Raw genomic sequence first — 18,075 nt, forward strand, 5'->3', positions numbered from 1 at the left:
ACGTCCTTAGAGTTTGATTTTCTCCGCAATCCGCAACTTAGCGGAACGCGACCGATTATTATGTGCCAATTCTTCTTCCGATGGCAGTATTGGTTTTCGTGTAATTAATTTCAATTTTGGTTCTAGCCCATCCGGGATGACCGGCAAGTTCGGAGGCAGTTCCGGAAGCGATGACGCTTCTTTGAACAACGCCTTTGTCAAGCGGTCTTCGAGCGAATGGAAAGTGATGACGCTGATTCTTCCGCCGATAGCGAGCATGTCGATCGCATCCTGCAAAGAAGTTTCAGCAGCCCCGAGTTCATCATTAACTGCGATGCGGATCGCCTGGAATACGCGTTTTGCCGGATGGCCGCCTTTACGCCTTGCTGGGGCCGGAATGCCGTCTTTGATGCATTCCACCAGCTGCGCGGTCGTTTCGATCGGTTGCTTGTCCCTGGCAGCTTCGATTTTACGCGCAATCTGCTTGGAGAATTTTTCTTCACCGTAACGGTAGAAAATGCGTACCAAGTCTTCGAAACGCCATTCGTTCACGACATGGTAAGCGCTCAGTTCCGCACTTTGGTCCATACGCATGTCGAGCGGTGCATCGTGATGATAGCTGAATCCACGTTCCGGCGTATCGAGCTGAGGCGATGAAACGCCCAGATCGTACAAAATGCCGTCAACTTGCTCGATTCCGCGGTTTTCCAGCTCTTCCTTTAAATCCTTGAAGTTTGCATGGATAAAAGTGATCTTATGTAAATGGTCTTTCAGTTTTTCTTTTGCATGTTCGATTGCTGTTACATCCTGATCAAAGCAGTACAGATGTCCCTGATCGGATAGCTGCTGGGCCAAATATTCACTATGGCCGGCACCGCCGAGTGTACAATCTACATATATGCCATCAGGACGAACGTTCAGCCCATCGACAGTTTCATGCAGCAAAACTGTAGTGTGATTGAACAACCCAGTCCCCCCGTTCGTTAATTAAAAATCAAAGTCAGTTAAGTTTTCGGCAATTTCATTAAAGGATTCTTCGGATTCTTCGAAATACGCTTCCCATGCATCTTTCGCCCATATTTCGAACCGGTTGGAGACGCCTAGAATGACGCATTCTTTTTCGATTTTGGCATATGACAAAAGGTTTGCAGGTATATTGACGCGCCCCTGCTTATCAAGTTCCACTTCCTGGGCCCCTGAGAAGAAAAAACGGGTAAATGCGCGTGCGTCTTTTTTCGTAACTGGCATTTCTTTTAATTTCTCTTCAATTTTATTCCATTCATTCATTGGATAACCAAATAAGCACTGATCCAGGCCTCTAGTGATCACAAAATGCTCACCAAGCAGTTCACGGTATTTTGCAGGAACGATTAATCTGCCCTTAGCATCAACATTGTGTTGAAATTCGCCCATGAACATGCCTTTCACCCCACTTATTATAATTAATGTACCACATTCCCCCACATGCCACCACTTGTTTTTGAAATATTTCACTATTGTTACAGCATTTCATCTCAAAGAGTTTACTTGACATAAAAAAAGCCTGCATATGCAGGCTTTTCCAAGTTAAAGAATGACAATTTTGTGGGTAACATCATATTTCATCGGCAGCGCTAGTAGGTCTTCCACTAAAGCTTTGCCATATTGGTTCAGATATGGGATCGGGTTATAAATTCGTTCCTGCAACCCTGATTCCGGCAATAAAGCATTTTCGATCGCTGCGAGTTGGTTGAATTGTGTGCTGTTCTGGATCGCCACTTCGTCTTGCAGCTTGTTTTTCAGAAAATCAAGCTGAGCCAAGTGGATGCGCAAATTCTTCTCAGCCAGAGGCGTAAGCCCGGCGCTGACCGCTGTAAAGCGGCCAATCAGTTCTTCGTATTCTTCAGTTAAACTGTTTTTGACTTTATCGATTTTCGCTTCCGTCTCGGCGTCTCTTATGTGGTCGAATAGTTCATTGCGCAGCTGGGGGATTTTCCGCTCAACGACGACCTCTTCGAAACTTAAGTCCCGTTTCTCCAACAGCGCCGCAGTCCGGCGGTCAATCAAGCTGACGCTGAGCCTTGGCATGACGATCGGCATCTCCATTCCCATGACTTCGAATGCGCCTTTTAACGCCGCCCAATATGCGATCTCGCCTGGACCTCCGACAAAAGCCAGCACCGGAAAGACGAGATCCTGCATCAACGGCCGTGTCACAACATTATTGCTGAGACGCTCCGGCTCATTCTTGGCAATTTCCAAAAGTTCCTGTTGTGTATAGGTGAGCGCCGTATTTTTGACGACAAAACGGCTTCCGTCCCGCTCAAGCAATAAGCGTTCGCCTTCGATCGTGATGAAGAGATGCGCCGCTTCCTCTTTGGCATCGATCCCTGCTGTATAGCCATCTTCTTGAAGCGCCGTTTCAGTTTCCACGACCGTTTTCGCTATCGCTTGGCTATTTTCAACGATCTTTGAGAAAAAGCTTGATTCATAAACACGCAATTGTTCGTAGGCAGCGTCAATATAAAGCAGGCCTTCTTTCTCGAAGAAATGGTTGAGCAGGCTCGCAAAAAATGACGTGAATGTATCAGATTTCTCGAGATGGGCGAATACTAAGGAATGAATTTCCTTCGTATGAGCGGTTTCAGGTAAGCTGCGGAAGTATTCTTCCAAAAACGACTCGATTTCATCCGCTTTAAGTGGCGCGTGTGAAGCAGCGCATTTCCCGAGTTTGGCATGCGGGTAATTCAGTTTTTCGACACGCCCGTTCGTTTCCCGGTAAATATGGCAAATCTCTGCCAAATCATGATCCTCACCGGCGATCCAAAACACTGGCACGACCGGTGTATCCAGTTTTTCAGTAGCTTCTTTCGCCAATAAAATCGAAGAAATCGCTTTGTGCACCGTATACAATGGACCGGTCAATAGGCCAGCCTGCTGGCCCGTCACGACGACCGATGCGCCTTCTTCGAAATACGCCAAATTTTGCTTGGACGCTTCAGATATGCCGAAAGGCTCCATATAATTTGAAATGATGGATGACAGTTTTTTTCGGTCGACCGGATGGCTTTCAAGGTTTTTAAGCCTGTTGCGGGCTTGTTCCAAAGAAGGCTTATAGGAAAAGTATTGCACTATCTTTTGTTCTTCGTTCGTATAATCAGCCATCAATTTGGAGGATGGCGGTATGTATTTCTCCTTTAATTTCATGAAGTTGAATCCCCTTTTCGCTTTACATTCAAAGACTACTATAACAAAAGGAGGATTGCTTGAGAAAAAATCCGCCTAGCGGAATGATTGAACTGCTAAAAAGATGAGGCCGGCAAGCCAAGTGACTGCATAAATTGCCGATAAAGCCAAAAAACAAATACGCCAGACTTTGCGCAGGAACTTGATCACTTCCAATTCCTTTTGAGTCTTCCATTCACGGATCAGCAGAATAATCGCAAACAATAAAGCCGCCATGAAGATGAACGGCTGAATTCCTAAGCCAAACAGCAATTCGATCGATGCCGGCACTGAAAAGAACAAGAGAAAAGCCGTAACATCAGCCGCGATGCCGAGCGCCTTGCGTTTTTGGGATTTATAGGTCAATGCGTAGACAAATAAAAACAAGATAAACGGGATGTATAGCAATACGTTCCCGGCAGTAGATATCCATTCCATCAGTTTTCCTCAACAGTCTTCAATAAATGATAGAACGCTTTGAATAAAGGCAAATCCAATTTCGAAATCTGCAGGATGTACAGCATCAGTCCATCCACATCCATTGGGTCCCCCGCCACGCGGTCTGCAAGCATGGCAGATATTTCTTCCGGACGTGATGCGCAATAGGCAGCGACGCGCTCGATCGGCTGCAAGCTTTCGATTTCCGGAAATGCCAAATACATCTCGTTGTACAGATTGCGGAACAGTTCGTAGGCATTCGGATCGGTGATCAAACGCCCTTTTTCGATTTTCATCAATGCCGTCAACGGGTTAATGAGGCTATCCCTCAATAGCTGTTCGAACAACCGATTCTCGATATCCTCTGTCCACTGAACCTTCATTTGATCCACTTTCGTGAGTGGTTCGAATTGTGCAGGCTCGCCTTTCAACACGCCAAGGCTGAGCTGAGGCGTTTTCGTATACTTTATTTCATGCGCATTAACTTTGACTGCATCGCAATCCAATGTGGCAGCCGCGATTTGGCGATGTGCCAATAAACGGGCTTTTTCGATGTAGAGCATCCCTTGCTGGACAAACACGAGCGGATTGCTCGGCCGGCGAATTTTCAACAACCTTAATATAGGCGGCAATTCTTCTGAATGAACCGTAATAAATATATATGCATCTGGGTCCACCTGTTCAAAATCGGTATAAACGGCGATTCGCTGTTGTTCTGTTCCACATATGAGTCCATGCGCGTTAAGCTCCGCGGCTTGTTCTTCATTCGTGATGATCAGCTGCACATCGCCTTCTTTTCTTAGTAGATGAGCCAGCAGCAATGCCTGGGCGTTTCCGCCGATAATTGCGAATTTCATGGAAACCCCTCCTTTTTTTCAGAGCAATCGTAGGCAGCAGACGCCGCCTTGTCTTGAGCGTCTGCTAAAAAAGAAGCCTGCCTTATTAGGCAGACTCCACGTCTATTACTCATTATACAGGAATGATCGGATGTTTTCGATATGGCAAAGGCAAATCTTTCGATGCATAAATCGATAAGCGCTTGGACAACTCTTCGCGAAGTGCATACGGCGCGACGATTTCATCGACAATAAGCTCTGATGCCAACCGGTAAATATTAATTTCTTCTTTATATTCCTGATGTTTTTGCTGGACGTAAGCAAGTCGTTCTTTCGGGTCTTCAATTGCTTCAATCTTGTTGGAATAGACCGCATTGACTGCCGCTTCAGGGCCCATGACGGCAATTTGTGCTGTCGGAAGCGCAATGCATACATCCGGCTCAAAGGCAGGACCAGCCATCGCATACAAACCAGCGCCATATGCTTTACGCACGACGACTGAAATCTTCGGCACAGTAGCCGCACTCATTGCAGAGATGAACTTAGCGCCGTGGCGGATGATGCCTGCGCGTTCCACTTTCGTGCCGATCATGAATCCAGGCACATCGGCTAGGAACAAGAGCGGAATCGAGAAGGCATCGCATAGATTGATGAACTTGGCGCCTTTATCGGCAGAATCCCCGAACAACACGCCGCCTTTTACTTTCGGCTGGTTGGCGATGATGCCGACCGCTTGGCCGTCGATGCGCGCAAGGCCAGTGATCAATTCCGGCGCAAACAGCTTTTTGATGTCGAAGAAGCTGTCTTCATCGATCAATTGGTCGATCAATTCATACATATCAAACGGCGCGTTCTGGTTTTCCGGAATGATCTCTTCCAGGCTGCGGCCCGCTTTTTTCGCTTTCGCTTCGAGCACTTCAGGCTTGCCGGCAAAATTCGCCGGGAAGAATGCCATATAGCGCCGCGCTTCCGAAATCGCTTCTTCTTCAGTGGATACGAGAACATCGCCGACGCCGCTCACGGTACAGTGCATGCGGGCTCCGCCCATTTCCTCGAGCGATACTTTTTCACCGATGACTTTTTCAGCCATGCGAGGTGAACCCAGATACATCGAAGCATTTCCTTCAACCATGATAACGATATCGCAAAACGCCGGGATGTAGGCCCCGCCTGCAGCAGATGGGCCGAACAATAAGCAAACTTGCGGCACCATGCCGGACATACGCACTTGGTTGTGGAAAATGCGCCCAGCGCCGCGGCGATTCGGGAACATCTCCAATTGATCGGTGATGCGGGCTCCTGCAGAATCGACCAAATAGAGCATCGGCACTTGCATCTTTTCAGCCGTTTCCTGGATACGGATGATTTTCTCCACAGTCCGTGATCCCCACGAGCCTGCTTTAACAGTGGAATCGTTAGCCATGACGCATACCGTTTCACCATTCACTTTGCCGATCGCTGTCACGACGCCATCTGCCGGAAGATCGCCCGCTTCCACATTCGCGAAACGCCCGTCTTCGATATAATCACCATCATCAAAAAGCAAATTCAAACGGTCTCTGACAAATAGTTTATTGCTTTCTTTCAATTTGTCATGGTATTTCTCTTGCCCGCCCGCGAAAATCTTGGAAAGCTTTTCTTCGAGCCTTGTATTATATCCTGTTGTTTCAGTCGTTTTCGTCATTTCTTCCACCCCTTTGGATTCAAATGCCTTATTCGCCGAGCGTCACCAATGTGTCCCCTTCGTTGACAAAGCTGCCAACCTCCACATCGACTTTTTCAACGTTTCCGCCAAATTCCGCTTCTACCGGAATCTCCATTTTCATTGATTCAAGGGTCATGACGGTTTGTCCCGCGGATACGGAATCCCCTTCGGATACTGCAATGTTCAAGACCGTTCCGGCCATAGATGCTGTTAGTTGTTTCATACTGTTTTTTCCTCCTTTTGTTGTGTAAGCCACTGAGCCAATACAGCGGTCGCATAATTTCCTTCTATAAATGGTTTGGATTCAATGAATTGGTCGAAGAGCGGCAAATTGGTCTTCACGCCTTCAATCGCTGTTTCATCAAAGAACTTCCTGGACTTCTCCAAGACCTCTTCTCGCGAAGCTCCTGTCAAAATCACTTTGGCGATCATCGGATCATAGAATGGCGTCACTTTATTGCCTTCTTCGTATCCAGTTTCAATGCGGGCGCCAGTGCCCCAGTTTAAGACAGCTAGCGTCCCTGGTGACGGAAAGAACGTTTTCGGGTCCTCCGCATAGATGCGGTACTCGATCGAATGGCCGTTTGAATGGATCGTATCTTGCCCAGGCAAAGTTTCGCCCCTTGCCACATTGATTTGCCATTCGACGAGATCGACGCCTGTCACTTCTTCTGTAATCGGATGTTCCACTTGCAGGCGGGTATTCATTTCCAGAAAATAGAAATCATTATTTTCATCGACAATGAATTCGACTGTCCCAGCATTTGTATAACCGACCGCTCGGGCCGCTTGAACGGCTGCTTCGCACAACTTGGTTCTGGCGGATTCTGGCAAATCCGGTGACGGCGATTCTTCAATGACCTTTTGGTTGCGGCGCTGCACAGAGCAATTGCGCTCATACAAATGGACGATATTGCCCGACTCATCCCCAAAAATCTGAACTTCGATATGGCGTGCATTGGCAATGAATTTCTCCAAATAAACGATATCGTTTCCAAAGTACGCTTTAGCACGGTTTTTCACCGAATCAAACTGCTGAGTGAGCGCTTGCTCATTTTCACACAGCACCATGCCGATGCCGCCGCCTCCCGCACTCGCCTTCAACATCAGCGGATAACCGATCGCTTTCGCTTCCAAGACAGCCGCATCAATGTCTGATACCCCTTCAGCTGTCCCAGGAACGACCGGCACGCCGGCTTGTTTCATCGTGCGCCGGGAGCCGAGCTTATCGCCCATCGTTTCGATGACTTCCGGTTCCGGGCCAATGAAGATCAGTCCCGCTTGTCTGACTTTGCGCGCGAAATCCGCGTTTTCCGATAGCAGGCCATAGCCTGGATGGATCGCTTCAGCGTTGCGCTTTACCGCTTCCTCAATGATTTTATCTGCTTGTAAATACGATTGCGCGACCGGGTTCGGGCCGATCGCTGCCGCTTCTGTCGCTTCACTCACATAAGGCAGATCCCCATCTGCCTCGGAGTGGGTCGCGATGGTTTCGATGCCGAGGCGGTCGCATGTGCGGATGATGCGCCGTGCAATTTCGCCTCGGTTGGCAATCAGGATTTTTTTCATGTATGAAATACCCCCTAAGTTTTCTCCCTCCTCTAGCATATACGAATTTTGTAAGCGATTTCAACTATTGAAAAAAATATTTTCCATAATGTTCCGTCTGTTCGCTTCATTCATAAGAAGATGGCATTGTTTTCCCATATAAAAAAAGACCCCTTAGGAGCCTTATTTTTTGCTTTTATTCAAAAACCCATCCACGGCTTGATGATGGGCTTCTTGTGCCCACAATCTGGCGCACTCGTGGATCTCCTGATCGACCCGCTGCTTTAATTTCGCTTCCTGCCATTTACGTATCGCAATCTCTTTATACGCACGATGCACGGACGGCAGCACACGGTTCATCGATGCCAGAAACTGTTCGATATCTCCGTCCTCTTTGATGATGGCACTGGCCCAGCCGTTCTCAAGCAATTCACCTGCCGAGTAGGCACGCGCATCACTGAGCATCTTCAGTGCCGCGTCATGCTTCAAAGTTTCAAAAAGATAAGTGCCGCCTCCCCACCCGCTCGTGATGGCCAGCGTCCCTTGAATAAAGCCGCATTTGGCGTGGCTCTTCACCAGCCGGTAATCGCACGCTGTCGCAATCTCACAGCCCCCGCCGACCGCGGTGCCGTTGACGAGCGCAATGACCGGGACGGGGATCGTCTTGATGCGATACAAAGCTTCGCCCATGCGGCTGAGCATCGGCCAAGCCTCCTGTTCTGTTTTCAGTTCATGGAACACAGACAAGTCGCCGCCTGAACAAAATGCCTGCTCGCCTGTTGCCGTGATGATGACATAGCGGATGTCTTCTTCTCTGGCACGTTTAGCGAGTTCTTCAAACCCTTCCATCACTTCGTTATTGATAGCGTTGCGGATATGGGGACGGTCGATCGTAAACGTCATTACCTGATTTTTGGTTTCGATTATGTATGCCATGTTTTGACTCACCTCTGGCTCTAGTTTACCTGTTTTTCGGCAAATGAAAAAGGTTATCCGGAGCCATGGCCTCCAGATAACCTTTTTCTAAGCAAATACTGTTTTATTTGCTAGCTACTACTTCTTTGCCTTTGTATGATCCACATGCTTTGCAGACATGGTGAGCCAATTTACTTTCGCCACAGCTTGGGCACGCTACCATACCAGGTACGGAAAGCTTGAAATGCGTACGGCGTTTTCTTTTAGCGGTTTTGGATGTTCTTCTGAACGGTACAGCCATTGGTGACACCTCCTTACAATGATTCTATTCATCTGTCTGATCGAAATACTTGGCTAAATCAGCCAGTCTTGGATCCGGTTTTGATTGTGCTTCTTCCTTCTCGGCCTGAACTTCTTCGTCTGACAAATAAGACCAGTCGTTGCCGCCTTTGATGACGGTTTGTTCTGAGTCTTCCTTGAAGACCTGTATAGGGACTTCAAGGGCGATCAGCTCTTCCAATATCGGCTGAAGATTAATGACTTCAGTCGTTACCGTGTGGACATATTCGTCCTCGCCTTCTTCACGGCCTTTTTCAGACCAATCGAAGATTTCCACGGTGTCGATGCTGATCGGGTATTCGACATCTTCCCAAGTTCGTGCACAGGGCAGCGTAAGCGTCCCTTCAAGATGGAGCATGCACGTCATTTGTTGCGAACCAATCGTACAGTGTCCTGTGACGTGTATAGGAGATACGGCGCGAATATCGCTATTGCGCTTTTTCGCCTCATCCAATTGAACATACTGGTCAATTGGCATCCCGTCGTTACGATACTTTTGTAGCTGTTGAATCGCTATTTTCATAAGTAATCACCTCAAGACAACAAAGTTGATTATATAATGTAGAACAAACGATGTCAAGAAAAAATCTTGTCACTATAATTCGCTCATCGTTATACTAGAACTAATCATACCAAAAGAAGGTGCTGTAATGAAAGCGACAGGAATCGTTGTTGAATATAACCCTTTCCATAATGGCCATTTGCATCACGCGGCAAAAGCAAAGGAACTGTCAGGCGCCGATGTGGTCGTCGCCGTTATGAGCGGCCAATTTCTCCAGCGTGGCGAGCCGGCGTTTGCGGACAAGTGGACACGCACGGAAATGGCACTGTCGGCTGGCGTCGACGTGGTCATCGAATTGCCCTATGCCTTTGCGACTGCCCAGGCTTCTGAATTTGCACGCGGCGCCATCGAATTGCTTGATGCAGCAGGATGCTCTTCTTTTTGCTTCGGCAGCGAACAAGGCGAGATCGAACCATTCCTGAGCACCTTGGAATTATTGGGCAAAGAAAGAGAGCAATACGAAAAAATCATCCATGACAGGGTCCAAACGGGCATCAGCTACCCGAAAGCGCTCAATGAGGCTTACCTTTCTTTAACGAAAGGCAGCAGCCGGTATGCCGACTTGACCAAACCGAACAATATTCTCGGGTATCATTATATAGAAGCCGCCCATACAATCAACAGCGCGATGGCACCGCTTACGATCCAACGTATCGGTGCAGGCTTTCATGATCCATTAGAGCCCGGCGTCGCAATCGCCAGTGCGACCGGAATCCGCAATGCCTTTTTCGAAGGCGAAGAGCTCGGGGAGCTAGCGCCGTATTTACCGTCGAGCAGCATCCGCTTGCTCGAACGTGTTCACGCGGAGCAGCAAGGATTCGTCGATTGGCAAAGATTTTATCCGCTGCTGCGTTTCACGATTTTGCGCGAAGGGCCAAAAGCACTTGCCCGCTTTGCCGAAATGACGGAAGGCATTGAAAACCTGATCCACGAGTCGGCAAAGCGCTCGGAAACGTTCGAAGTATTCGTCAACCGGGTGAAAAGCAAACGCTTTACCCGTACGCGCATACAGCGCATGCTAACCCATATCTTTACCGGCTACACACAGCAGGAAGCACAAGCTGCCAAACACCCTGAATACATCCGCTTGCTCGGCATGACGCAGAACGGCAGGCGTTATTTGAATGAACGAAAAAAAGCCATCCCGCTCCCTGTCATTAGCCGCGCTGCGGATTTGACTGGAAATATGGGACAGCTTGATATCCGTGCATCAACGCTTTACCTTCAAGCAATCGGTTCCGACTCATTGAAAAAAGAATACACGACACCGCCTATTTATCTTGGCGATAGTTCAGACAAATAATCAAGGGCCGCATCGATGTCCGTAACCGGGACAATATCCATCTCGGTGCCGATTTCTTCTGCCGTTTCCACCGCGACATCAAAATTGCTCGGCCTTTCGGATTCGCCCTCGTTGTCGGGTGCGAAGAAAACATCGATGCCTGCACGGTCTGCTGCAATGACTTTTTGGTCGATCCCGCCGATTGGCCCGACCGTACCGTCGCTTTCCATTGTGCCGGTCCCGGCGATGTCGTATCCGTGGGTAATGTCCTCATCGAGCAATTGATTCAGGATTTCCAAGGTGAACATTAATCCGGCGGACGGCCCGCCGATGGTGTCGGAATCGATCGAAACGTCCGGAGTCGTTTCGATTTCTTTGTCTTCCACAAACGAAATGCCGATGCCTGCACGTTCAGGCTCTGTCGGCAATGGGGCCAATGTGACTGTTTGCTTAATCGTGCGTTCATCACGCTCGATCACCAATTCCACTTCATCTCCCACCTTTTTGGTGCTCAAATAATCAAGGAAATCTTCCATCGAACCATAAGCTTGACCATCTATTTCCAACAACCGGTCGCCCGGCGACAATAAACCCGCAGCCGCCCCGTCTTCCAGCACGTTTAGGATGAATACGCCGTTGCTCGATACTTCATAAGGCTTCCCTGCTTCTTCAAAGGCCACTTGCAGCGCATTGACCTGTGAATCAGACATCAGCTTTAATTGCCTTACATTATATTCCTCATCGCTTTCATGGGGGCTTCTCACTTGTTCCGGGTCGAGCACCTTATAGCCTTCCTGAAATTGCGCCATGATATACAAAGCTGGAGTCGCATTGAACATCGTCACGGTCATCAAGCTGAGCGTACCTTCGTCGCCTTCATCCCGTCCTTCGACCTCTACTAGCGGCGATAGTTCGTATGCGTCGCCCGGTCGTGAAATGTAAGCATCCAGCCGGTAGGAGCTGACAAACACGACGAGCGCCATCACCAGCACAAAAAACCATAGTTTTTTATTTTTCATCGCATACCCTCTCCTTTTCGTTCGAACCACAACAAAAAGCCACGTGTCACGTGACTTATTTGAATTTTTCTATTAATGCTTTTTCCACAGCGTCCGGCACCAGCCCCGAAATATTGCCTTGATATTTCGCTACTTCTTTGACGATGCTCGAACTAAGGAATGAATATTGGTTGTTTGACACCATGAACAATGTTTCAATGTTTTCATTCAAAAAACGGTTCATGGATGTGATTTGCATTTCGTATTCAAAATCCGACACGGCCCGCAAGCCACGGATGATCGCATTCGCTTTTGCTTCCACCGCATAGTCAATCAGCAAGCCGGCGAAAGAATCGACGGTCACATTCGGAATGGCTTGTGTCACTTCTGCAATTAAAGCCATCCGCTCATCCACATCAAATAATGGATTTTTCGACGAGTTGTTCATGACCACCACTTTCACTTCATCAAAAATCGATGATGCCCGTTTGACGATATCCAAATGGCCCATTGTAATCGGGTCGAAACTCCCCGGTACTACTGCAATTTTAGTCAATGCGTTCTCCCTCTTCCCCCTGGTAACGGTAAATTGAAATAATAGTATTCCCATATAATTCCTTTTTAAAACGGACGCATCCGGCAGTTTCATCCGGCAATTCGATATCGCGCTCATGTTCGCAGACGATGATCGCGTCGTCCTCAAGCAAGCCGAATTCAACCGCTTTTGCCATCAGCCCATACGCTTTTTCCATATGGTAAGGTGGATCGAGAAACAGCAAGCGCGCCTTCACTCCATTTTTCTTCATGGCTTTCAATCCGCGTTCCGCATCGGCGCGGTACACTTCCGCTGATTCTGTCAACTTGGTTTTTTCCAAATTGGCCTGGATGGTCTCCACGGCTTTTTTGTCTTTATCGGTAAAAATCACATGGTTGATACCGCGGCTCAAGGCTTCGATTCCGAGCCCACCGCTTCCGGCAAACAAATCCACTGCCGTTCCGCCATCAAAAAACGGGCCGATCATATTGAAGATGGATTCTTTTACTTTGTCAGTCGTCGGTCTCGTCGAATTCCCGGGAACCGCTTTTAAAGGCAGGCCTTTCGCCTGTCCTGCTACTACACGCATACAATCGCCTCTTACTTTATCATTTTAGTACTGCAAATACCGCCCTTAATGTTAGAATGGATTCTGGAAAGGACGTGTTTTAGATGATACAACGTTTTATCGAACTTGGAGAAGGGTACGGCGATATATATGAACTTCGCCAATTGATGGAAAGCAATCGAGAACGGTTTATGCATGGGTTCGTTTTCGTTTCAAAAACAAAAGACGGCCAACCCGTCGTTTCCATCGCCGCTGCATTCCGGCCAGCCCCAGAAGGCAATTTCATGCCGATCTATCTGTGCCGAGAAGGTGTACCGGATGGGTCAAAACGATTGGCCGTGTTCGAGGATGCGGTCAAGGAGATGGGCCATGAGCCGATTCGCATGGACGTCAAGCATTCTTCACAATACGCAGACACCAAACTTTATTTCGGCCATCTCATCGCCATTCTCAGGCTCAACCATTATATTCCGCCGATGCAATGATCACAAGCCGATTTTATAATCGTATTCTTTCGCTTTATCAGGCTTGGCATTTTCATATTCCGTCTTAAGGAAAGGGCGCTGGGACTCCAGCACTTTCTTGACATACGGCAGTTTAGATAGTTTTTCTTTCGTGGCTTCGATTTTGTCCTGGTCCATATAGACGACGACATATTTCAATTTGCGGGAAATAAAATGGACGTGTCCATACTTCCGCAGCGATTTTGCTTGTTTTAGCTGATGCACATAGACAATCAGACCTTGGCGATCATGCATATCTATCCCTCTTTTCTAAACTCTAGAATACCATAGGTCTAAAAAAAGCCGCAACCGAATAAACTGACAGCAAGTGAAGCCTTCCGCTATAATGTGGATACTACCAAAACAGGGGGTTATACATATATGGGTAAGAAAACGAAAATCGGCCTGGCCGCAGCTGCTGTTGGCGCAGCGGCATGGGCCGGCTCAAAAGCATTTACAGAACCACAGAAACGGCCGCAAAAAGCGGTTCTTGATTATCAGCACCCGATTGTCCTGGCCCACCGCGGCGGCAGCTCGCTCGCACCGGAGCATACGATGGCAGCCTTTGACCGTGCCGCAGAACTCGGCGTACACGGGTTTGAAATCGATATTCGCATGACCAATGACGAAGAGATCTTAGTTTTCCACGATGAATTTGTCGACCGTACTTCCGGATCAGCCGGCCGCGTAGCCGAAATGACACTAGATGAATTGCGTGAGCTTGATCTCGGCTACCATTTCGTCGATGACAAGGGTGAAAATTCATACCGCGGCAAAGGCGAAAAAGTCGTCCTGCTTCGTGATTTACTGGAAAAATTCCCACAGATGTACGTCAATATCGACATCAAAGACGCACCTGATACGTATGAAGGCAGTTTGGTGCCATCGAAACTGTGGCGTCTGATTGAATCACTTGGTGCGGAAGACCGTGTCGTCGTCACCAGCTTCTACGACGAACAAATCGACCGCTTCAATCTATACGCCCAAAACCGAGTCGCTCTCGGCGCTGGAGAAAATGAAGTGCGCAAAGCTTTCACTTCCTTCAATAGCCAATTCGGCCATCTTTATACGCCGCGTGCGGATGTCGTGCAGATTCCGGTGAAACATTCGGTATTCCGCCTTGACTCTGCACGGTTCATTGCCTTCCTGGAACGACTGAATGTCCCGGTTCATTATTGGGTCATCGACAACAAGGAAGCGATGGAAAAATTGATCAACGCCGGAGCCAAAGGCATTATTACCGACCGGCCTGATATCGCTATCGAAATGATTTCGGCACTAGAAGAACAACGCTAATAAAAAAAGTGCAACCCGGTGGGGTTGCACTTTTTTTATTATGCGGAACAGGAACAGCCGCCGCCTGTGCCGCAGCCGCTTCCACATGAGGAATCCGAAGAAAAGAACGGATTGCTCGAAGGGATCTTAACGGCTTCCGACACTGACCGGCCAAGGATGAAACTCACTTGGTCCATCAAGTCCTGCAGCTCATTTTCCGCGAGCCGCAGCTCGGCCACCTTTTCATTGAGGTCCAGCCGGCGTTTATCCACGCGGATTTGCTTCATCACCCGTTTGTAATCCGGGTGGTATTTGCCAAAGCGCTGCACTTCCTCGTACAGCTCCTTCAGCCTGGCGAAGTCATGGATCTCCTTCGCCAATAGTTTATCGCTATAGACAGAATCATAGGCATCGCGGTATGTCGCAGCCTGTTCTGATTGCAGTATCATTTCACTCAGCTCGTCCGAAGAGTCAGTTATACCGACCCATTCGTAGGTCATGATCACTTTGCATTCCTCCTCTACGCTTCCATCATAGCAGATTGTTTTCCAGATTCATACACTGTTTATTCCTGAAAATAGCTGAAAGTAAAGGCTCGCCCTATTGGCTTTCATAAACGCCGGGATCCTGTTTTAATAGGATCTGGCTATAATACTTGCCGAATACGCCGACACCGACCTGGTTATACTGTGTATTCAATAAAGTTTCCCTATGGCTTGGCGAGTTGAACCAGCCATGCAATGTCTCAGCTGCATCGTAATAGCGTGAAGCCGTGTTGATGGCCGCCAGATCGAATAGAATATCCGCACCTTGCAGGCGAGCTTCCAAATCGGATACTTCCATCTCTACGGAAGTGAATTCCATGCGCGCCATTTCCTCACTCGTCTGCTCGGCCAATAAACTGATGCCGACGTTCTCCTTAACTAAGGAACGCTGATGGCGAAGCCGGTAGACATTGGTCAAATCGACCAATTGTTTTGCATTGGCATCATCAATCGACCGCTGCAAAGTCGATGATGGCCTTGGCGTCACCAATAAATCTCCCGAATACATCATATCGTAAGGCTGGTGGCGGATGAGCGTTTCTGCGTCCATGAACCTGACTGCCTCTAACTGCTGATCTTCTGCATCGATATACAATTGTGCATAGAGATCTTCAAAACTAACCAATATCCGTTTATCCATGTCCTGCTCGCTCAAATTAAAGGTATAGGTATTGGTGCCGTATTTCACAGTCACCTCGTTCTCAACGATTGTGAACCTGTACAAATCGGCTAGCGTTTGCCCGATTGTGTAAGGCTCTACATCCGTAGACTCCCCAGCTGCATATACTTGGATAACGCGCCCTTCCTTCACCCCGACCATGACAAAATTGGAATACGCGGCATCGTACACCCACCATTCATACCCAAAAGCAGATGGCTCGATGCGGTCGGGCTTGCCATGCTCTGCCAGCCATTCTTCCGATGACTCTCCGATATGTACGGAAAGCCCGCTCGTCGGCCGTTCAATATCCATCGCCGAATCCGTCAAATTATCGGCTGGCAAAGGATCCGCCGGCCGCGGAGCTTCCAGCAATTCATTTTCACTGATTGACGGGTCCAAGTAAAACAGTCCAATTAGGACAATCGCCAAGAAAATCATGATGCGTAACAAGTCCTTCACTGAATCAGCTCCTGACACCCATTTTCCCCATTATAACAGCCGCCTGCATTCTGACACAATCTAGCCATTGCATGTACCTAAAATATGATCTATTATTAAAGGAGCATTCAGTCTTTTTTTGTTATAGAGGAGGAGATCCCATGTATTTTGAAAATACAGGACTAGAGAACATCGAAGTGGATATTACATTGCTTGAAGACATCATGAACAAGCATGGCTTAACGAAAGAAGGCCAGTGGGATTATGAGCGTGTCACTTACGACCGCAAATTCATCGTCCGTGAAGGCACTTATTACTTGCGCGTTTTCGCTTACGCAATCGATGGAGACGTCGATGCCAACGATGCGACTATGCGTGTCTTGAAGCCGGTCATCGGCAAGCATTACTACCCGCACGGCATTGAATATGGTGAAGACGAGCATTTCCCGGATCACCTATTGAAAACTGGCGCTGAAATTTTGGCTTCCATCAAAAAAGAAATTTCCGAGTTCGAAATCAAAGCGTAAAATCTCCGCAGTTCAATACGAACTGCGGTTTTTTTAAACAAATGCTTTTTTCGTTTAATTTCACCTAGCCAATTGAAGGAGGTTTATTGTGGGCAAGTGGTTTAATAAAAAACTGGCAACGCTGTTGCTGGTCATCGCTATTGTGGTTTTAATCTCTATATACATATTGCCGATTGCCGTTCCGCTGATCATCGCTTTGCTCACCGCCATCTTCCTCGAACCTTTTGTCAAATTTGTTCAGAAAAGGTTCAAATGGCAACGCAAAGGTGCAGTCATCACGGTGTTTATTCTTTTCCTCGTCATTGCTTCGGGCTTGGTTTACTGGATTATCACACAGTTGGTCGGACAAATTATACAATTCTCAAAAATGGTTCCAGAGTATACAAATTCCCTCTCACATATGTGGGGTGAAGTGGAAGCCTTCTTCCTGCGCTCTACCGCCGAAATGCCGGTGGAAGTCGTCAATTCCTTCGAGACGGAAATGATCGCTTTTGCAGAAGGCATACGCGACTGGATCTTAACATTCGTCAATTACGATACGGTGACCAATTTATTGACGGGCATCCCTTCTTTTTTGGTCAGCTTTATCGTCTTCCTCATTGCCTTGTTCCTGTTCATGCTCGATTTGATGGATTTGAAAGGCATGCTATTCAACCGCCTGAAGGAATCGACGGCTGAAAAAGTGCGCTTTATGAGCGCAAGGCTGAACAATGTCGTCTTCGGCTTCCTGAAAGCCCAATTCCTTGTCAGCTTGATTATCTTTGCAGTTTCATTGATCGCCTTGTTGTTCATCGCGCCGGAATATGCTTTGGTCATGTCGCTCGTCATCTGGGTCATCGACTTCATCCCGATCCTCGGTTCGATTATCGTATTGACCCCTTGGTTCATTTATATGTTCATTGTCGGCGATATCGTCCAAGGAACGCAGCTTGCGATTTTGGCCTTAGTGCTACTGGTCATCAGAAGAACAGTCGAACCGAAAGTGATGGGTACCCAAATCGGGCTATCCCCCCTTGCCACATTGATCGCCATGTTCATCGGCCTTCAATTGATCGGTTTTCTTGGCTTCTTCATCGGACCGCTACTGGTCATTCTCTTTACTTCAGCACGTGAAGCCGGCATCATCAAAATGGAGTTTAAAGTTTAAAATGCAAAATAAAAGCACTGAGCAAATTATGCTCAGTGCTTTTTCAGAGTGTGGAAGAAATCTGAAATCG

Annotated in this window: 22 protein-coding genes; 5 read left to right on the forward strand and 17 right to left on the reverse strand. The window is 47.9% G+C overall.

All coding sequences use genetic code 11. The features are described 5' to 3' along the window. Positions 1–6: 6 nt before the first annotated feature. From rsmH to G3255_RS11110, 11 genes are all read right to left on the reverse strand, one after another. Positions 7–945 carry a 16S rRNA (cytosine(1402)-N(4))-methyltransferase RsmH gene (gene rsmH, locus G3255_RS11060; protein ID WP_211654509.1) on the reverse strand — a complete coding sequence of 313 codons (939 nt, stop codon included), beginning with the start codon at positions 943–945 and terminating at the stop codon, positions 7–9. A 21-nt stretch (positions 946–966) separates the two neighbouring features. Then, the gene (mraZ, locus tag G3255_RS11065) at positions 967–1,398 is read right to left on the reverse strand and encodes a division/cell wall cluster transcriptional repressor MraZ (RefSeq protein ID WP_101805122.1); all 432 of its coding nucleotides are present in this window, start codon (positions 1,396–1,398) and stop codon (positions 967–969) included. Positions 1,399–1,545: 147 nt separating this feature from the next. Next, positions 1,546–3,165, reverse strand: a complete 1,620-nt coding sequence (gene bshC, locus G3255_RS11070) for a bacillithiol biosynthesis cysteine-adding enzyme BshC (RefSeq protein WP_211654510.1) — start codon at positions 3,163–3,165, stop codon at positions 1,546–1,548. A gap of 75 nt (positions 3,166–3,240) precedes the next feature. Continuing rightward, positions 3,241–3,621 carry a DUF3397 family protein gene (locus G3255_RS11075; protein ID WP_211654511.1) on the reverse strand — a complete coding sequence of 127 codons (381 nt, stop codon included), beginning with the start codon at positions 3,619–3,621 and terminating at the stop codon, positions 3,241–3,243. Further along, complete coding sequence (locus G3255_RS11080; RefSeq protein WP_211654512.1) at positions 3,621–4,478, reverse strand: ketopantoate reductase C-terminal domain-containing protein; 858 nt, start codon at positions 4,476–4,478, stop codon at positions 3,621–3,623. The genes G3255_RS11075 and G3255_RS11080 overlap by 1 nt, the downstream gene beginning before the upstream one ends. Positions 4,479–4,590: 112 nt before the next feature. Then, entirely contained in the window at positions 4,591–6,141 is a 1,551-nt protein-coding gene (locus G3255_RS11085) for an acyl-CoA carboxylase subunit beta (protein WP_211654513.1), read from the reverse strand. Between the two features lie 28 nt (positions 6,142–6,169). Further along, the gene (locus G3255_RS11090; protein WP_121297770.1) at positions 6,170–6,385 is read right to left on the reverse strand and encodes an acyl-CoA carboxylase biotin carboxyl carrier protein subunit; all 216 of its coding nucleotides are present in this window, start codon (positions 6,383–6,385) and stop codon (positions 6,170–6,172) included. Next, on the reverse strand, positions 6,382–7,731 hold the full coding sequence (locus G3255_RS11095) for an acetyl-CoA carboxylase biotin carboxylase subunit (protein ID WP_211654514.1): 1,350 nt from the start codon (positions 7,729–7,731) through the stop codon (positions 6,382–6,384). The genes G3255_RS11090 and G3255_RS11095 overlap by 4 nt, the downstream gene beginning before the upstream one ends. A gap of 162 nt (positions 7,732–7,893) precedes the next feature. Continuing rightward, a complete protein-coding gene (locus tag G3255_RS11100; RefSeq protein ID WP_211654515.1) occupies positions 7,894–8,646 on the reverse strand; it encodes an enoyl-CoA hydratase/isomerase family protein in 753 nt (250 codons plus the stop codon). A 103-nt stretch (positions 8,647–8,749) separates the two neighbouring features. Then, positions 8,750–8,926 (reverse strand): 50S ribosomal protein L32, encoded by a 177-nt coding sequence (gene rpmF / locus G3255_RS11105; protein WP_082799159.1) that lies wholly within the window; start codon positions 8,924–8,926, stop codon positions 8,750–8,752. Positions 8,927–8,950: 24 nt separating this feature from the next. Then, positions 8,951–9,487, reverse strand: a complete 537-nt coding sequence (locus tag G3255_RS11110; RefSeq protein WP_121297773.1) for a YceD family protein — start codon at positions 9,485–9,487, stop codon at positions 8,951–8,953. A gap of 127 nt (positions 9,488–9,614) precedes the next feature. Between G3255_RS11110 and G3255_RS11115 the strand changes: the two genes are divergently transcribed. After that, on the forward strand, positions 9,615–10,829 hold the full coding sequence (locus G3255_RS11115; RefSeq protein ID WP_211654516.1) for a nucleotidyltransferase: 1,215 nt from the start codon (positions 9,615–9,617) through the stop codon (positions 10,827–10,829). Here G3255_RS11115 and G3255_RS11120 read toward each other — a convergent pair. The 3 genes from G3255_RS11120 to rsmD are packed head-to-tail and all read right to left on the reverse strand — an operon-like array spanning position 10,802 to position 12,930. Further along, positions 10,802–11,827, reverse strand: a complete 1,026-nt coding sequence (locus G3255_RS11120; RefSeq protein WP_211654517.1) for a SepM family pheromone-processing serine protease — start codon at positions 11,825–11,827, stop codon at positions 10,802–10,804. The two genes, G3255_RS11115 and G3255_RS11120, sit on opposite strands and share 28 nt — an antisense overlap. Before the next feature lie 55 nt (positions 11,828–11,882). Then, positions 11,883–12,362 (reverse strand): pantetheine-phosphate adenylyltransferase, encoded by a 480-nt coding sequence (gene coaD / locus G3255_RS11125; RefSeq protein ID WP_211654518.1) that lies wholly within the window; start codon positions 12,360–12,362, stop codon positions 11,883–11,885. Continuing rightward, the gene (gene rsmD / locus G3255_RS11130; RefSeq protein WP_211654519.1) at positions 12,355–12,930 is read right to left on the reverse strand and encodes a 16S rRNA (guanine(966)-N(2))-methyltransferase RsmD; all 576 of its coding nucleotides are present in this window, start codon (positions 12,928–12,930) and stop codon (positions 12,355–12,357) included. Before rsmD ends, coaD begins: the two co-directional genes overlap by 8 nt. Before the next feature lie 83 nt (positions 12,931–13,013). On the opposite strand from rsmD, the gene G3255_RS11135 reads away from it, so the two are divergent. Next, the gene (locus tag G3255_RS11135; RefSeq protein WP_211654520.1) at positions 13,014–13,394 is read left to right on the forward strand and encodes a DUF7147 family protein; all 381 of its coding nucleotides are present in this window, start codon (positions 13,014–13,016) and stop codon (positions 13,392–13,394) included. On the opposite strand, the gene G3255_RS11140 is transcribed toward G3255_RS11135, so the two are convergent. Then, positions 13,395–13,667, reverse strand: coding sequence for a YlbG family protein (locus G3255_RS11140; RefSeq protein WP_058383491.1), 273 nt, complete (start codon positions 13,665–13,667; stop codon positions 13,395–13,397). It abuts the gene before it with no gap. Positions 13,668–13,793: 126 nt separating this feature from the next. Between G3255_RS11140 and G3255_RS11145 the strand changes: the two genes are divergently transcribed. Continuing rightward, complete coding sequence (locus G3255_RS11145) at positions 13,794–14,708, forward strand: glycerophosphodiester phosphodiesterase family protein (RefSeq protein WP_211654521.1); 915 nt, start codon at positions 13,794–13,796, stop codon at positions 14,706–14,708. A gap of 38 nt (positions 14,709–14,746) precedes the next feature. On the opposite strand, the gene G3255_RS11150 is transcribed toward G3255_RS11145, so the two are convergent. Then, positions 14,747–15,193, reverse strand: coding sequence for a YlbF/YmcA family competence regulator (locus G3255_RS11150; protein WP_349291432.1), 447 nt, complete (start codon positions 15,191–15,193; stop codon positions 14,747–14,749). Between the two features lie 94 nt (positions 15,194–15,287). Further along, complete coding sequence (locus G3255_RS11155; RefSeq protein WP_211654523.1) at positions 15,288–16,352, reverse strand: CAP domain-containing protein; 1,065 nt, start codon at positions 16,350–16,352, stop codon at positions 15,288–15,290. A 140-nt stretch (positions 16,353–16,492) separates the two neighbouring features. Here G3255_RS11155 and G3255_RS11160 point away from each other — a divergent pair, with 140 nt between their 5' ends. Further along, positions 16,493–16,858, forward strand: coding sequence for a YugN family protein (locus G3255_RS11160; RefSeq protein ID WP_058383487.1), 366 nt, complete (start codon positions 16,493–16,495; stop codon positions 16,856–16,858). Between the two features lie 88 nt (positions 16,859–16,946). Beyond that, on the forward strand, positions 16,947–18,005 hold the full coding sequence (gene ytvI, locus G3255_RS11165; protein WP_211654524.1) for a sporulation integral membrane protein YtvI: 1,059 nt from the start codon (positions 16,947–16,949) through the stop codon (positions 18,003–18,005). Positions 18,006–18,075 lie beyond the last annotated feature (70 nt).

Origin of the sequence: Planococcus sp. MSAK28401 (assembly GCF_018283455.1) — a bacterium.
In the GTDB taxonomy this organism is placed as follows: Bacteria; Bacillota; Bacilli; order Bacillales_A; family Planococcaceae; genus Planococcus; species Planococcus alpniumensis.

Bases quoted from the DNA above. Each gene is read 5' to 3' on its own strand.
- G3255_RS11110 (WP_121297773.1), bottom strand. From the start codon at position 9,487: ATGAAAATAGCGATTCAACAGCTACAAAAGTATCGTAACGACGGGATG.
- rpmF (WP_082799159.1), bottom strand. From the start codon at position 8,926: ATGGCTGTACCGTTCAGAAGAACATCCAAAACCGCTAAAAGAAAACGC.
- G3255_RS11095 (WP_211654514.1), bottom strand. From the start codon at position 7,731: ATGAAAAAAATCCTGATTGCCAACCGAGGCGAAATTGCACGGCGCATC.
- G3255_RS11075 (WP_211654511.1), bottom strand. From the start codon at position 3,621: ATGGAATGGATATCTACTGCCGGGAACGTATTGCTATACATCCCGTTT.
- G3255_RS11090 (WP_121297770.1), bottom strand. From the start codon at position 6,385: ATGAAACAACTAACAGCATCTATGGCCGGAACGGTCTTGAACATTGCA.
- mraZ (WP_101805122.1), bottom strand. From the start codon at position 1,398: ATGTTCATGGGCGAATTTCAACACAATGTTGATGCTAAGGGCAGATTA.
- rsmD (WP_211654519.1), bottom strand. From the start codon at position 12,930: ATGCGTGTAGTAGCAGGACAGGCGAAAGGCCTGCCTTTAAAAGCGGTT.
- G3255_RS11100 (WP_211654515.1), bottom strand. From the start codon at position 8,646: ATGGCATACATAATCGAAACCAAAAATCAGGTAATGACGTTTACGATC.
- bshC (WP_211654510.1), bottom strand. From the start codon at position 3,165: ATGAAATTAAAGGAGAAATACATACCGCCATCCTCCAAATTGATGGCT.
- G3255_RS11120 (WP_211654517.1), bottom strand. From the start codon at position 11,827: ATGAAAAATAAAAAACTATGGTTTTTTGTGCTGGTGATGGCGCTCGTC.
- G3255_RS11145 (WP_211654521.1), top strand. From the start codon at position 13,794: ATGGGTAAGAAAACGAAAATCGGCCTGGCCGCAGCTGCTGTTGGCGCA.
- G3255_RS11115 (WP_211654516.1), top strand. From the start codon at position 9,615: ATGAAAGCGACAGGAATCGTTGTTGAATATAACCCTTTCCATAATGGC.
- G3255_RS11140 (WP_058383491.1), bottom strand. From the start codon at position 13,667: ATGCATGATCGCCAAGGTCTGATTGTCTATGTGCATCAGCTAAAACAA.
- G3255_RS11085 (WP_211654513.1), bottom strand. From the start codon at position 6,141: ATGACGAAAACGACTGAAACAACAGGATATAATACAAGGCTCGAAGAA.
- G3255_RS11080 (WP_211654512.1), bottom strand. From the start codon at position 4,478: ATGAAATTCGCAATTATCGGCGGAAACGCCCAGGCATTGCTGCTGGCT.
- G3255_RS11135 (WP_211654520.1), top strand. From the start codon at position 13,014: ATGATACAACGTTTTATCGAACTTGGAGAAGGGTACGGCGATATATAT.
- G3255_RS11160 (WP_058383487.1), top strand. From the start codon at position 16,493: ATGTATTTTGAAAATACAGGACTAGAGAACATCGAAGTGGATATTACA.